The sequence below is a fragment of the Paenibacillus sp. yr247 genome (genome assembly GCF_900103825.1).
Taxonomy (GTDB): Bacteria; Bacillota; Bacilli; order Paenibacillales; family NBRC-103111; genus Paenibacillus_E.
Map to the genome: position 1 here is coordinate 20,676 of NZ_FNIF01000035.1, position 13,968 is coordinate 34,643.

General features: G+C 43.4%; 14 protein-coding genes, 2 pseudogenes and 2 riboswitches. Of the genes and pseudogenes, 13 read left to right on the forward strand and 3 right to left on the reverse strand.

Annotated elements, in window-relative coordinates; translation table 11 throughout:
• Positions 1 to 162 precede the first annotated feature (162 nt).
• The 6 genes and pseudogenes from BLT91_RS27785 to BLT91_RS27815 all read left to right on the forward strand — a co-directional run bounded on the left by BLT91_RS27785 (position 163) and on the right by BLT91_RS27815 (position 4,385).
• Positions 163 to 1,498, forward strand: a pseudogene (locus tag BLT91_RS27785) (AMP-binding protein).
• A gap of 321 nt (positions 1,499 to 1,819) precedes the next feature.
• Positions 1,820 to 2,584: an SDR family NAD(P)-dependent oxidoreductase gene (locus tag BLT91_RS27795; RefSeq protein WP_090827218.1), complete on the forward strand. Its 765-nt coding sequence runs from the start codon at positions 1,820 to 1,822 to the stop codon at positions 2,582 to 2,584.
• A gap of 42 nt (positions 2,585 to 2,626) precedes the next feature.
• Positions 2,627 to 2,932: an ArsR/SmtB family transcription factor gene (locus BLT91_RS27800; protein ID WP_090827219.1), complete on the forward strand. Its 306-nt coding sequence runs from the start codon at positions 2,627 to 2,629 to the stop codon at positions 2,930 to 2,932.
• A gap of 210 nt (positions 2,933 to 3,142) precedes the next feature.
• Complete coding sequence (locus BLT91_RS27805) at positions 3,143 to 3,427, forward strand: histidine phosphatase family protein (RefSeq protein WP_254777172.1); 285 nt, start codon at positions 3,143 to 3,145, stop codon at positions 3,425 to 3,427.
• 52 nt (positions 3,428 to 3,479) lie between these two features.
• Positions 3,480 to 3,869 carry a hypothetical protein gene (locus BLT91_RS27810; protein WP_090827221.1) on the forward strand — a complete coding sequence of 130 codons (390 nt, stop codon included), beginning with the start codon at positions 3,480 to 3,482 and terminating at the stop codon, positions 3,867 to 3,869.
• Positions 3,870 to 4,151: 282 nt separating this feature from the next.
• Positions 4,152 to 4,385 carry a hypothetical protein gene (locus tag BLT91_RS27815; protein WP_090827223.1) on the forward strand — a complete coding sequence of 78 codons (234 nt, stop codon included), beginning with the start codon at positions 4,152 to 4,154 and terminating at the stop codon, positions 4,383 to 4,385.
• Positions 4,386 to 4,905: 520 nt separating this feature from the next.
• Here BLT91_RS27815 and BLT91_RS27825 read toward each other — a convergent pair.
• Together BLT91_RS27825 and BLT91_RS33695 are read right to left on the reverse strand one after the other, a co-directional pair.
• Positions 4,906 to 6,033: a 3D domain-containing protein gene (locus tag BLT91_RS27825; RefSeq protein ID WP_090827229.1), complete on the reverse strand. Its 1,128-nt coding sequence runs from the start codon at positions 6,031 to 6,033 to the stop codon at positions 4,906 to 4,908.
• Between the two features lie 187 nt (positions 6,034 to 6,220).
• Positions 6,221 to 6,392: riboswitch (cyclic di-AMP (ydaO/yuaA leader) on the reverse strand.
• Between the two features lie 168 nt (positions 6,393 to 6,560).
• Positions 6,561 to 7,331, reverse strand: coding sequence for a LysM peptidoglycan-binding domain-containing protein (locus tag BLT91_RS33695; RefSeq protein WP_090827231.1), 771 nt, complete (start codon positions 7,329 to 7,331; stop codon positions 6,561 to 6,563).
• A gap of 5 nt (positions 7,332 to 7,336) precedes the next feature.
• Positions 7,337 to 7,494: riboswitch (cyclic di-AMP (ydaO/yuaA leader) on the reverse strand.
• Between the two features lie 266 nt (positions 7,495 to 7,760).
• Between BLT91_RS33695 and BLT91_RS27840 the strand changes: the two genes are divergently transcribed.
• The 4 genes from BLT91_RS27840 to BLT91_RS33700 all read left to right on the forward strand — a co-directional run bounded on the left by BLT91_RS27840 (position 7,761) and on the right by BLT91_RS33700 (position 9,398).
• Complete coding sequence (locus BLT91_RS27840) at positions 7,761 to 8,063, forward strand: hypothetical protein (RefSeq protein WP_090827235.1); 303 nt, start codon at positions 7,761 to 7,763, stop codon at positions 8,061 to 8,063.
• A gap of 13 nt (positions 8,064 to 8,076) precedes the next feature.
• Entirely contained in the window at positions 8,077 to 8,535 is a 459-nt protein-coding gene (locus BLT91_RS27845) for a hypothetical protein (RefSeq protein ID WP_090827237.1), read from the forward strand.
• A gap of 215 nt (positions 8,536 to 8,750) precedes the next feature.
• Entirely contained in the window at positions 8,751 to 9,104 is a 354-nt protein-coding gene (locus BLT91_RS27850) for a VOC family protein (RefSeq protein WP_090827239.1), read from the forward strand.
• A gap of 162 nt (positions 9,105 to 9,266) precedes the next feature.
• Positions 9,267 to 9,398, forward strand: coding sequence for a hypothetical protein (locus BLT91_RS33700; RefSeq protein ID WP_302847564.1), 132 nt, complete (start codon positions 9,267 to 9,269; stop codon positions 9,396 to 9,398).
• Between the two features lie 165 nt (positions 9,399 to 9,563).
• On the opposite strand, the gene BLT91_RS27855 is transcribed toward BLT91_RS33700, so the two are convergent.
• Entirely contained in the window at positions 9,564 to 11,387 is a 1,824-nt protein-coding gene (locus BLT91_RS27855) for an amidohydrolase (protein ID WP_090827241.1), read from the reverse strand.
• A gap of 555 nt (positions 11,388 to 11,942) precedes the next feature.
• Between BLT91_RS27855 and BLT91_RS27860 the strand changes: the two genes are divergently transcribed.
• The 3 genes and pseudogenes from BLT91_RS27860 to BLT91_RS27870 form a co-directional block, all read left to right on the forward strand.
• On the forward strand, positions 11,943 to 12,968 hold the full coding sequence (locus tag BLT91_RS27860; protein WP_090827243.1) for a phosphotransferase: 1,026 nt from the start codon (positions 11,943 to 11,945) through the stop codon (positions 12,966 to 12,968).
• A 233-nt stretch (positions 12,969 to 13,201) separates the two neighbouring features.
• Entirely contained in the window at positions 13,202 to 13,663 is a 462-nt protein-coding gene (locus BLT91_RS27865) for a DUF6886 family protein (RefSeq protein ID WP_090827245.1), read from the forward strand.
• Positions 13,664 to 13,759: 96 nt separating this feature from the next.
• A pseudogene (locus tag BLT91_RS27870) lies at positions 13,760 to 13,968 on the forward strand (IS5/IS1182 family transposase); the annotation flags it as partial.

Consider the following 13,968-nt stretch of genomic DNA (forward strand, 5'->3'; position numbering starts at 1 on the left):
ATAAGCTAAAATAGGAGCTCTTCGTTCCTGCTGCACCGATTCCACAATGATTTTATAAATAAGAGCTAATAAACGAGCTAATAAACATTATAATTAAGGGGGATCAAAGAAATGGAAGGGTTTTCATTGACACTGCATTCCATGCTGGTAAGAGCCTAGACGTTGTTTCGAAATAGAGAGGTGGTCTCCCGAGCCGGTGGGCAAATATTTCGTTATACGTACAAGGATTTTGCTGAACGGACGAGACGGCTTGCTTCCGCTTTGCCAGGCGCTTGGCGCTAAACGCGGCGACCGTATCGCCACATTTGACTGGAACGACCACCGGCATCTTGAAGCATATTTCGCTATCCCCTGTATGGGTGCTGTCCTGCACACCGTAAACATTCGTCTGCTCAACGAGCACATCGTCTACATTTTGAACCATGCGGAAGATACTTTTCTTTTGGTCGACGAAACTTTGCTTCCCGTTATCGAAAGGATCAGCAGCAAGCTGCACACCGTTAAAGGATTTATCGTGATGACAAATCAAGAGAGTCTTCCTGCCGCCTCACTTCAGCCGGTCTATTCTTATGAACGGCTCCTCGCGGATGAAAACGCAGCGTACGAATTTTCGACGGATATTCATGAAAGCGCTCCTGCAGGCATGTGTTATACTTCCGCGACGACCGGCAACCCGAAGGGCGTTACGTATACGCATCGCTCCATCTATCTTCATAGCTTATGCCTCGGACTTACGGATACGTTCGGTTTGTATCGAGCGTGATACGGTGATGCCGATCGTTCCGATGTTCCACGTCAACGCTTGGGGACTGCCTTTTGTGTCACTCGGATAAAAAGCAATTTGGTGAAGAGCTCAAAGGATCAATTGCTGGACATCCGTTCCACGCAAGGGCTGCTCGTTCCAGGAGTAGAAATGAAAATTGTCGGAGCAAACGGCGAAGTCGCATGGGACGGCAAGGAAATGGGCGAACTGCTTCTAAGAGGTCCCTGGATCGCAGAGGAATATTACAAGGATGAACGAACGGAAGAGGCCTTTCAAGACGGCTGGCTGCATACCGGAGACATCGCCGTAATTAATGGTGAGGGGTATGTGAAGCTAGTTGACCGTACGAAAGATTTAATCAAAAGCGGCGGTGAGTGGATCTCTTCCGTCGATTTGGAGAATGAGCTAATGGCGCATCCCGCCGTTTTTGAGGCGTGCGTCGTAGGAATTCCTCATGAAAAATGGGGGGAACGCCCGCTTGCCTGCGTTGTGCTTAAGGATAACGCTCAGCCGGCAGGAAAAGACGAGCTTCTCCAATTTTTAAACGAGCGTGTGGTAAAATGGTGGCTTCCGGACGATTTCGTGTTTCTTCCATCAACAACACTGCCGAAACGAACACCACCCCAATCGACCATACCTGAGATTGCACCGTCTTGCACCAATAGTTCTGGCCCATCAACGCTGATAAGCTGTAGGCGTGGGTGTGATCCTTTATACCAATCCCGTACGGGGTAAAAGAATGCTTTCTTTCAAGAAACCGGATGTCGAACAATTTTTCCGTACATATGCAATTCAAGATTTTGCAGTCAGTACCCTTCGATCCCCGGCTACCGCTAACTTACGACCACACACAAAAATGAGGTCTACCAGAAAGATCTGGAGACCTCTTAATACGATAGGGCAGAATAGTGAAAACAACTGCTTTTCTTCCAAAGTAAAGACACAATCAGTAGAAATCTGGCAAGCAGTTGACATCGGGCAGGTTATTAACTAGTATATGTTTAAGTGTTTGAACATTTAAACAAATATTCGCAAGTGAATTTGGAGGGACAATACATGACGATGACCGCATTAATTACGGGGGCGACAAGCGGTTTAGGATATGAGTTTGTAAAACTGTTTGCCAAGGATGGCTATAATCTTGTTCTTGTCGCGAGGAACGGACAAACACTGGAGGAAATCAAGCAAACCTACACGAATGTAAAAGTTACCATCATTTCTAAAGATTTAAGCGTGCCTGGCGCGGCTAAAGAAGTATTTGAAGAAGTCGAAAAACAAGGAATTTCCCTCGATGTTCTGGTTAATAATGCCGGTTTTGGATTATTAGGTAAGTTTGATGAGCTGGATATTCACGAACAATTAAATATGATTCAATTAAACATAACTGCCTTGACTGAATTGACCTATTATTTCTTGAAACAAATGAAGCAAAGGAACAGCGGCAGGATTCTGAATGTAGCAAGTACTGCAGCATTCCAGCCGGGCCCATTAATGAGTGTTTACTATGCGACGAAGGCTTATGTACTTTCATTTTCAGAAGCACTTGTGGAAGAGTTGTCAGATAGCTCAGTTACGGTTACAACCCTCTGTCCAGGTGCAACGAAAACCAACTTCGGTTCTGTTGCAAATGTTGAGGGCACAAAAATGTTCAGTCGGGCGATGGCCTCCGATATCGTTGCAAAAAAAGGGTATCAAGGAATGATGAGCGGAAAACGTGTGATTGTTACTGGTGGTTTAAATATGGCAGGTGCGCTTGGGGCTAAATTTATGCCAAGAAGTCTGGCCGCTAAAATCGCCAAGTATGTCGCAGGAGAAAAGTGATTTTCCCATGTTTTTGGCTTTAAATAGGGGGATAAACGAATTATGACACAACAAGCTATTGATGTATTCAGGGCATGTATACCGCTATTTAATACCTTAAGTGATCCTGCAAGGCAGGATATTATTCTTTTGCTGGCTGAACGAGAACTTTTAAGTGTAAATGAAATTGCTGCGCACTCGAACCTTTCACGTCCGGCGATATCCCATCATTTAAAAATCATGCGCGACAATCATCTTGTGAAAATAGAACAAAAGGGCACACAGCGATATTATTCGCTTTCTTTAGATCAAAGTGTACAGCAATTGAAACAGCTGATAAATATAGTTGAGAGTGAGTGTATACTTTAGCAAGGTGCAGATTTGATTTGAATAAGAAGACCTTCATCACACCCATCAAAAGGTGATATGGAGGTCTTTTTTCCATGCGCCTTTAATTAATATCACCAACTCAACTACAAGTCACTTACGATCAGCCAGTCGACCAAATGAAAGGAACTGAACCAAAGAATTATTGGATTCAGAGCATAATGGAAGAAATGCCTACAGGAATTGCAACACTTGGGAAATAAAAATACGCGATTTATACTTTCATTTAAACAGTCTATTCCTCAAGGGAAGGCTTATAAAATGATAATTTGTTACGCAACAAAACCTGGCGCACCACCGTATAGTGAAGATAACGGATCTGCTAATCAAGCGACAGCACGACATTTTCTCGAGATGCCGATAAAAAGAATCGTTAGTAGTCCACTCAAAAGGGCTAAAGAAACGGCCTTAATCATCGCAAAAGAAACAAACACAACGATTTCTGAGGATATTCGTTTACGGCGATCCATCCATTGAACATGTTGTCCGACGAATAGCCGTGTACCAGGAAAATGAGCGCTAGGAAAAAATGAAGTCTTTCTACAGTCAAATTCCCGTTCGTATGGCTTACTTGAAGCTGGGGGAGTGGAGCGAAAACATTTTTATGCTGACACAAACCGCGCATAAGCTCGCCTTTTTTTCCGGGAGGCTCATTTTGGCGCATAATCGGATGCTGTTTCCGAACCGAAAGCAGTTCATGTTCGCATTTGAGAAAGCGCCGGAGAAACCGCAAGGCTTCATCGAAGCGATGGAGCTGCTGCTCAAGGAGCCGTCGATTGCTCATGCGGAAGCGCTGATGGATTTAACGTTCCGGTTCCGGAAGTGGGAAGTGCCGCAGGAGGGCGAGTTTGCCCGTTTCAGCAAGGACAGTGAGCAGTATTGGCTAACTAATACGACGATTGCCCCTGAAGACTGTTAAGATCAATTGAGCCTAAACAGCTCACTTAAAGAACTATTCAAGACATCACAATATAAAATAAACAAGCAACTCGACATCCTCTGTCGAGTTGCTTGTATTTAAAGTTTATGAAGTGCCGATTCAATTTGTATTCCAAACTTTGTGTTCTTGAACTTGTCAAAACGTGGATTTTTTTCTGATATCAAGCATAACTTTGCGGACATTAATAAAACGTACAACAGTGAAGAGTTACTAAAGTAACGGAGAACTATAGTGGAGGAGTTGCTTTGAAGCGGCTCCTTTTTGATTTCCGTTAAATTAACTAAGCAAAACGGTTTAAAGCATTGGAAATTAGCGTTGTTGTACCGAAAACAAATTCTCTGGGGCATCAAGGATAAGATATTGAATTATTTTCGAGTTGATACAAAAGAGAAGCTTTCAGGTAAAACAGTAAAAGCTGATTCTCAAACCATGATTTCAAAACTGGATCCGAATGAAAAAATAGATGGGAGGAAAACATTTAAGGTTGTTGCATAATATAACATAAAGGAATAATTATCCTTTCTTTCATTTAGGAAAGCCTTACATACAAAATTTATCTTAGATTGTTATACAAATATTAGAAAGGAGTGAAAACAATGAGCGAAACGAACCGAAATTTTCCAATATATTTCAACGGATACGTGGGCAACGGTGACTCAATGAAAAAGATTGCTGAAACTTTATCAAAAAACAATAGCCCCATTAAAACATCTGATTTTGATAAACACAGACACTTGCTTTGTGGAAATCCTTTTTTTTATTCTAAATCAGAAATAATCGTAGTGTTTGACCTCTCGTATCCGTTAAGTTATAAACTTAGTTAAAGTTAGTGGGAAATCAAGGTTAATGGTGTCACCGAAGTATAGCGGATAAAATTTCCTAATTATGGTATTATGATTTCGGTGATATCCTTAAAATGGGAGTGGATGCGTTGAAAACATTACCTTATTGGCTAACGAATCATCGAACTCTCGCCGCATAAAAAAGCGCTCCATAAAGGAGCGCTTCTGCAGACTTATTCGAGCGACGGCTTTTTGGGACCGATAACGTATACCGTAACACCGCGTTTTACGCCGAAGCGATTCGCATACGATTCACTTTCGTAATATACGTCAATTTTTTGTCCCTTTATCGCACTTCCGGTATCCTCCGCCCGGCGGAATCCGATCCCTTCGATATAAACCCACCATCCGAGCGGAATGACGTTGGGATCGACGGCAATCGTACGCCCTTCCGTAACATGCGTACCGGTGAAAGTGATGCCGTATTCCGCATCTCCGTTGCTTTTTCCCGTTGAAGCGACGCCTGCCGTAAACGCGGTCAAAGTGATATTTTTCATGATTTGTTTGACGGGGAATGTAACGCCGTTCTTGGAAACTTGTCCCGATGCGGAGAGCGCGCTTACTGGCTTCTGCGTTCCAACGGCGACAATTTTATTTACGCTCTCCGTGCTTACGAATTTATCCTCTATCGTTTCTGTGACCAACGCGCCGTCCTCGAACAGGGTTATTTTATTTTTCAGCAGCACGCCTTCCTTACCTTCTTGAATCGTTTGTTCTTTGCCGGCCGGCAAATTCGGGTCATACTTTGTTTCTACTTGATATTCAATCGGTTCGGCGACTTCATTGACCGTCTTATGGACTCTGACAACCTTAATCGCCGTATTTTCAGACACGCTTGCATGCAGATCGGGAGTAACCTTATCGAGATTTCCGAGAGTGACGTTCAAGTCCTGCAGAGCGCGTTCCACCGTTTTTCCGGTCGTGTACATCGTCTTCGTCTCGCCGTCGGCGGTCAACTGAACCGGCACGGTATGCTCAATGGTAACGCGCTCTCCGTTCGCGAGTTTCGATTCCGGAGATGCGGAGAGACGATCTCGCGCCACGACGGCAATTCCTTGTTCTTCAAGAAAACGTGCCATCACCCATTGCCGAGTATATACTTTCTTCTCTTGCCCGTTTACTACTAAGGTAACGTACTTCGCAGACGTACCGTAGAGCAGCAGCAGCAATCCAAAGATGCCCAGAACAGATAGGAATGCTGTAATCATAATGAATTTCAAATTTTTATGCTTCCATCGCAATGCAAGGGACATGCCGGATGATCGCTTTAATTGGGTCTCCTCATATTTGAATGCTCCCATTTGTTCGGTCCTCCTTCAAGCCCGCCATCCGCGTGTAATGTATGACACATGACGTGACTTTCGTTTTTTGTTAGTAGTCGTAGATAGTTTTGTCCATTCACCTTCCGGAAATATGAAATGAAAAAAGACCGCGGAAGAAGAGGTTCTTCCCGCGGCCTTATTCCAAAGAATAATAGATACGACAACCGGTACCTCTCTTCACGCTTACGAGGTTAGCTGACGGATTCGGACGCGAGAGTCGCCCTACTCGAAAGAGAAAATTTCGTTTTGGACAAGCTGCCCGAACATGTCTCTTCCAAGATTCACCCCAAAACATTGGTTCCCCCGTTTTCCTTACGGAAACTCAGCGATTACGAAAATATCGATATAGCAAGTTATTAAACAATACTATGTAGAACTCAAAAATTAAGAACCCGAAAAACCGCTTCATAAAGCCAAGCTTGCGGCATAATCCGTTACCAGATTCGTCACCAAGCATTCCGCCGAAATCATGCAGGAATAGCCCTGGATTATCATTTATATTTGTATTAAGGTTCTAGGATATAGACATTAACGTCTTGAATGCCGAAATGCGATACCTTTTGTCCACTTCCTGGAAGGAAAATATCAATTCGATTCCCTTTTATTGCGCTTCCTTGATCGGTAGCGTAAGCAATCAAACCGTCACTAGGCAAATCCTTGTCAATGTTATTATAGCCTGTAATCAAAACCTTGGATCCCATTGGAATGATAGATGGATCTACAGCTATAGTTCCCAATTTTAGAGGATTTCCATAGTAATCAATAGGACCCCAGCCATTTTCAGAGGGATCACTGGAGTAAGCAGTGGCTTTCACTGAAATCTTCTTTTTAAAAGGTTGAGCTTGTCCTGCAAGCAAAATGGAGTAAGAGGATGCCGATGTGGAAGATACACGAACAGTCTTCTCTGTTAATGCTGAAGGCAGCGTCAAAAGTAAACCAGGGTATAAATTGTTTGGATCGACTTTAGGATTGGCTGCCATAAGCTGATCTAAAGGAAGCTGCAGCCTTTTGGCTATGATCCAGAATGTATCTTCATCCTTTACGGTGTAGCGTAGATCTGGTAGATTTACAAGTTCCCCGGATTGCAGATTCAACGGATTAATGTTTGGATTTGCTTTTAGGATCGATGCTAACGGAATTTGGTTAGCACTTGCAATTTTCCATAAAGTATCCTGGGGTTTTGCCTGATAGGTAGAGGCGAATGCATGGGTTCCAAGGCTAGTAATAGCAAGCCCTGTTGCTAGAGCGAAGATCGTTTTCTTAAAATGTCGTTTCATGATGCTCCTCCTTTTAATAAGCCTGCGAGGTTAGTTGTCGGGTTTGGGATGAGGATACATCCCCTCGTCAATGCGATTCACCCCAAGACGCAGCTACGTCATAAAGCTCCCCCGCACTTTGGAATTATGTTTAGTTCTTCCAGAGTTTTGGCATTTTTCTTAAACCATCGTACCATAAGCATCTTTTTTCATGAATATGAAATTAGTGGTAAAAAAATTGGGGAAGACCAAAAGGCTGTAAATTTGGGCACACGGATCAAATGGCAACCTAAGATTTATTGGGATGGTGATGGGCATTGTTACCGCTTTTCGCTAGACACCCATCACCTTGCTGGAAGCCAGAAGCTGGCTTTCCGCCCGACATTACCCCCTGAAATCGACAGAATTCGACGAATCGTTATAAAAGCTATGCATAAGGAGTGAATCACGATGGCGAATAATTACAAACGCTTCATTCAAAATCAATTCGAAAAAGCGAAGTCTACCGCTTCCGAATTCATTTCTTCAAGAAGTGAAGAACAAGAAGAAGGCACTATAGAACTCAATCCACAATATTATGTTAGACTGAAAGCAATCGCCGATATGCAGCATACGACCGTGCAAGCGATCGTCAATGGAATCATTGTCCAATACCTGGCAAGCGCCCCATACGAATCAACCCCCATCTCAGTGGATCAAAAGGAAGATAACCCGCTTCTGTATTTGGTTGGAATTGCCAAACTAGAGGATTAAGGAGTGCTGACATATGGATAACCACTTGAACATTCAGGATGCAATTTTTCTGGATGAAACAGCTTTAGCCGCTTTAATGAACCCTGAAGACCCCCACTATGCGAAAGCCCGTTCCCTGTTTCTGGATTTGCATGATCTTGAACGTAATTACATGACGACCAATTCCATTATATTTGATCTTCACGAATGGCTTCGCAATGAATACAGCTATCAGCAGGCGGAATATTTTCTGAATGCAATTGATAAAGCAGTGAGTAAAGGCAAGCTGGCGCTCATCTCCAGCGGCCCCGAATTTGAGGGAGAATCGCGCAGACTGCTTATGGACAGGCCCGAGCTCCGTTTCTCGCTCAGCGAAGCATTCACTGCTGTGACCATGTCCTATTATCAGGTAAAACGCATCTTTACTTTCAATCGTAATTTCATGATGCTTGCCAATTTGGATAAGGATATTCGAATCATTCCATCCAATTAAAAGCCTTAAAACAAATGCAGCCTTGCCCTCTTGAGAGGCCGGCTGTATAAAATTGCCTTCATTACGTTAACGGGCAGTAGTGTAACAAACTTATTTGTTCAGGTTTACAGGAAATAAATCAGTTGCAACGAATTGTATCGAAATGGGAATCTTGTCGCTAGGAGAAGACCAGGTATGGAGTACCCATAAAATAATGGTTTAAAGGAGATGAAGTATTGAGAGCGCATAAATTACGTCCTTTTATCCCGTCAGGTGCAGATTACCCCCATGCTGTGCAGTTCTATACAGACCTCGGATTTGAAAAAATTTACTCCAGTGATGAAGGTACAATATTCAGGGTTGATGAAACGGAATTCCATTTACAAAACTTTCATAATATAGAATTGCAAAATAACTATATGGTGGAATTATGTGTGCAGGACTTGGATTCATGGTGGAAGCATATTCAAAGCACAAATGTAGTTGATAAATATAACATTAGAACTAATTCCCCTCAAATCCAACCTTATGGTAAGCGTGCAATCCATCTTATCGACCCCGCGGGCGTTCTCTGGCATATTACCGAATAACAAAATATAAAAACTGAAATACATACAAGCAGTCAGCAGCCTTAGTTCAACTCTCTCGGTATGATTTGATATTCTCACGCAAGGTCGTTTATTCACAGGATTTCATCCTTTTTAGATTTGGATGATCCCGTAATAAATTGTTTCTGCAGGGGGATGAGAACCTTGAGCCAAGAAAAGAATAAGCTGCAAGAAAAGATCAAAAAGACTGGTGGAAAAGCGGTCAATAAAGTAACAGATGTGACTTCGCATGAACAGATGGAAGGGTTGGCTGAGTATGTTCTCAAAGAGATGTAATTAATCAATGATGCCGGAGTCACACGAATAATCAGAGCAAGCTTCTGTAAGCCATGGAATTTTTTATTGGTATGGGAGCCGCCACTAATAGGAAACTAAAGTTGACAGATCAAAAACGAGCAGACTGCCGCGGTAGTCTGCTCGTTTTATTGAAATTATGTCCCTTCAAAAGACGAAGCAATCCAAGTCGCAGAAACCACTTCCGTGATGATGGTTGCAATGATGTGCACGTGGCATATGAATCCAAGGACCACCGCCACCTCCATCATGTGGGGCTTTATAATAACCGTCAAAGTAATTGATCGGCGACCAGTCTGGACTCGCTTTAGGAGCTGGAGGCGACAATTTTGCGAATTCACGGGCTCCATACACAATCTTTCCGCCTACGACCGTCAGCACGGATTCGATGCGTTTGATTTCCTCGTCGGAGACACAGAAGAAATCATTAGACAGGATCGATAAATCTGCATAATAGCCTGGCTTAATTTGGCCTTTTACGTCCTCTTCCTTCGAGAACCAGGCATTTCCGGCTGTATACATACGAAGCGCTTGGTGTCGGTCAACCCGATTGGAAGCAGGGTACAACCGCAGGCCACCAAGTGTTTTTCCAGTAACCAACCAATATAAGGAGACCCACGGGTTATAACTAGCTACCCTTGTAGCGTCTGTTCCGACGCCTACATGCAATCCATGTGAAAGCATTTTTACGATGGGCGGAGCATGTTTAGCTTCTTCAGCTCCATATCTGTCGACGAAATATTCCCCTTGAAAGGCCATCCGGTTTTGAACTGCAATGGAACCGCCTAGTTCGATGACACGTTCCAAATCCTTCTCTCGGATCGTTTCAGCATGGTCTAATATCCACCGCAGATTTTTAAATGGAACTTCTTTATTTACACTTTCAAACACGTTGAGGAAGCGAGTAATGTCCTCGCCATATGTGGCGTGGAGCCTGAAAGGCCATCGCTGTTGGACCAGCAGCCGGACAACGTCATATAATTCATGTTCCATGACAGCAGGTAAAATCGGGCGAGGTTCAGAAAAGTTTTCGTAGTCAGCCGCGCTGTATACAAGCATTTCACCGCCGCCGTTGTGCCTATAGTAAGGGCTGCCTGTATATGGCTTCGTTGTAGCAGTCCATGATTTAAAATCTTCCAGTTCATGGCCTGGATGCTGCGTAAACAGATTGTATGCTGTGCGAACGGTAAGTTCACCGTTATTGTCGAGTTCCTGAAATACTTTATAATCTTCCGGATAATTTTGGAATCCGCCGCCGGCATCGATGACGCTCGTCACGCCAAAGCGATTCATTTCCCGCATGAACAGCCGCGTGGAGTTCAACTGATCTTCATAGGAAAGCTTGGGTCCCTTTGCTAAGGTAGCGTATAATATCGTCGCATTCGGCTTGGCGAGAAGCAGTCCGGTTGGATTGCCATTGCTATCCCGCTGAATTTCTCCGCCTGGCGGATCTGGCGTATCTTTCGTATACCCAACCGCACGCAAAGCTGCTTTGTTTAAAAAGGCTTGGCGGTATAAGTTTAGAATGAATACGGGCGTATCCGGAGCAATTCGATTGATTTCCTCCAAAGTTGGCATCCGGCGTTCCTTGAATTGAAACTCCGTCCACCCCCCTACAACTCGAACCCATTGCGGTGGTGGCGTACGGTCTACTTGTTGTTTTAACATACGTAAAGCATCAGCTAATGATGGCACTCCATCCCAACGAAGCTCCAGGTTATAGTTCAATCCGCCACGTATCAGATGAATATGGGAATCATTCAATCCTGGAATCATAAGGCGCTTGTTGCCATCAACAACTCGAGTCCTTGGTCCTTTATACCGCATAACATCGGAATCTCTGCCCACAGCTAAAAAGCGGTCTCCTTTAATGGCAACTGCTGTTGAAGTGTGTCTAGATTCATCCATGGTTACAATGTTAGCATTATGGATCAATAAATCAGCTTCAAGAAATTCAGGCTCTTGTGGCATACTTTTATCCTCCTCACCGCTACTGCAATCCTTCTTCAATTTATTCATTACATTGGCAAATAAGAATTCAAGCCATGATTTATGTCAGAAGGCAAATTTCTAATTATTAATAAAACAAAAAAAGAGCCACGCGGATTTGGAAGAACTTTAGCTTAATAAAGAGACAAAGGCAACCGGCCAGATATTCGGTTGCCTTTTCTCAACTAACGTGCAGAAGAGTGCAATAGAACTGCACTAGAATAGTGTGAACTCACTGTTTACAGTTGGTAAATTTTATGTAATAATTTGAAATGACTTATCAGAAGGTGGTATCTTCATACCAGCTACATGGTCGTTTAATGCATCCAAGATAAGAATTTTCCCTCTTTGATTCTTGGACGTGGAAACGATACAGGGTGCTTTGGCATCCATTATTTGTTTAACTAGTGGGGGCCGGCTACATTTACGGCATATGAATGTTATTGTTTGAAATTACGACGAATGTCTAAGGTAAAGAGAAAGCAATTCTTTGAATAACAATGAAAGTAAATAAAGGCAGGATAGGTGGACCCAAATATGCGTAATTCACCGAATATTTCAGAGAAACATCTTCGAGCCTGTCTATACGACCAGTATAACCTGAGCCCCGTCACGCTTGAGTTTCTTCCACGGGGACATGATTTCAGCGCCGGAGTGTATCGTACTATAAGCGAGCGGGGAACTGCCTATCTGCTTAAAGTGACATCTAGGCCTCTCTATGAACCACGTTATCTGATTCCCGCTTTTCTCAAAGATCAGGGTATTACATCTGTCGTTGCTCCCATTCCAACCATTAGTGGTTCTTCTTGGACCCAGCTACAGGATTGGGCTGTGTCCGTCTTTCCTTATATTGAGGGGAGCACGGGTTTGGCAGGGATGACGCAGGAGCACTGGAAGGAAGCGGGGGCTATCTTCAACCATATTCACCAGGTCACCCTGCCCCATACAGGCTTCGTGTCATTGCGCAAGGAGACCTTTGATCCGACGGAATACGTGCAATGGGTACAGGACTTCGAGATCGAACATGCACACTCTACTGGTAGAGATGCCACAGAGCGCGCATTTCTATCCTGTTGGATGGAGCATCGATCCACGATACAAATGGTGGTAACCTCTCTGGAAAAACTGGCAGAGGTGCTTCAGTCACTTACAGTCCCGCACGTCATTTGTCACGCTGATCTACATGCATCCAATTTGATCTGCGATCACGCGGGGAACGTGTTTGTGATTGACTGGGATGAGGTGATGCTGGCTCCTAAAGAGCGCGATTTTATTTTTGTCCGTCAACCACATGCTGATGTGTTTTTTCAAGGGTACGGAGTCGCGGAGATTGATTGGAAGGTGCTTACCTACTACCTCTGGGAACGCGTCGTTCAAGACCTCATTGAATGTGCTCAGAACGTGTGTTTAAGGGATGATTTAGGAGAAGAAAGCAAGACGTATGCAAGCAAAGCGTTTCAAGAAATGTTAGCCGAGAAGGAGGGTGGGCACATTGATGCCGCCTATGCGGCGGCGGACCATCTGCCGTTTGACCTCAGCGTTCACATCAAGAAGAGATCTTGATGTAAGAGAACTGGTAGACGAAGGCAACCTGACGAGTGGTAAAAGATCTCGGATACATCTGACTTATATTCTTATCCAAGTTACCATCTTCGTCAGATGAATTTGCAAATCGACAATGGAGGGCTATCGAATGGTAGTCACAATTGAGGAGTTAAAGGACAGGAGGCTTTTATTCCTCCTGATGGTATAACGTTGCATCACGTGTGCACCAAGGAAAAGGTAGTAGATGTCGGGTGACAAGAACATATATACATAAGGAGCCGCTCAGTTGCGGCTTTTTTCATTTTAACGATACAAGTTCTTGTCAAAGAGAAAAACACAGTTGTATAACTGATTTACACAACACCAATTACACTGGAATTGAATTGATTTTATTGAATCGCAGGGATATGCCTCCTGTCGTCTGGGCGATTGATGATGCCCATGAATATACCTTTTACTTTCCCAGAAATTGCCCGAGGATTGTTTATACTAGGACTAATGAAATTTCCGATGAAGATAACAATAAATTTTTTGGTTTGACCAAATCGGATATTGTAGTTGCGGTTGAAACTGACTGGTACGAACGGATAAAGAGTACAACTATTTATAGTTATAGATTACCTGCCAATACTTTTCAATTGTTTGATGAATTTGCTGGATACTACATATCCACTCAAATAGTAAAACCAGTGGAGGTTGAACGAGGCCACTGAAAAAGTCCAGCAAAGGTACAGATTTCCTCAATTTTTTGAGGAGGCTGTACCTTTTTTTCTGTATAATTAAGGTATTATACTTAGCGGGTGATTACGATGATCAAAAACCAACAGTCGATGATTTTAAGTCCATATATGGAGATTTACAACTTAGTTGTTCCCAAGGATAATTTACTGAGACAGATTGAAGAACTCGTTGACTTCTCGTTTGTATACGATGAACTGAAGAGAAATTATTGTTTGGATAACGGTCGAAACGCTATCGACCCTATTCGTATGTTTAAGTATTTATTACTAAAATCTAT

Bases quoted from the DNA above. Each gene is read 5' to 3' on its own strand.
- BLT91_RS27800 (WP_090827219.1), top strand. From the start codon at position 2,627: ATGACACAACAAGCTATTGATGTATTCAGGGCATGTATACCGCTATTT.
- BLT91_RS27855 (WP_090827241.1), bottom strand. From the start codon at position 11,387: ATGCCACAAGAGCCTGAATTTCTTGAAGCTGATTTATTGATCCATAAT.
- BLT91_RS27810 (WP_090827221.1), top strand. From the start codon at position 3,480: ATGAAGTCTTTCTACAGTCAAATTCCCGTTCGTATGGCTTACTTGAAG.
- BLT91_RS27795 (WP_090827218.1), top strand. From the start codon at position 1,820: ATGACGATGACCGCATTAATTACGGGGGCGACAAGCGGTTTAGGATAT.
- BLT91_RS27860 (WP_090827243.1), top strand. From the start codon at position 11,943: ATGCGTAATTCACCGAATATTTCAGAGAAACATCTTCGAGCCTGTCTA.
- BLT91_RS27840 (WP_090827235.1), top strand. From the start codon at position 7,761: ATGGCGAATAATTACAAACGCTTCATTCAAAATCAATTCGAAAAAGCG.
- BLT91_RS27825 (WP_090827229.1), bottom strand. From the start codon at position 6,033: ATGGGAGCATTCAAATATGAGGAGACCCAATTAAAGCGATCATCCGGC.
- BLT91_RS27845 (WP_090827237.1), top strand. From the start codon at position 8,077: ATGGATAACCACTTGAACATTCAGGATGCAATTTTTCTGGATGAAACA.
- BLT91_RS33695 (WP_090827231.1), bottom strand. From the start codon at position 7,331: ATGAAACGACATTTTAAGAAAACGATCTTCGCTCTAGCAACAGGGCTT.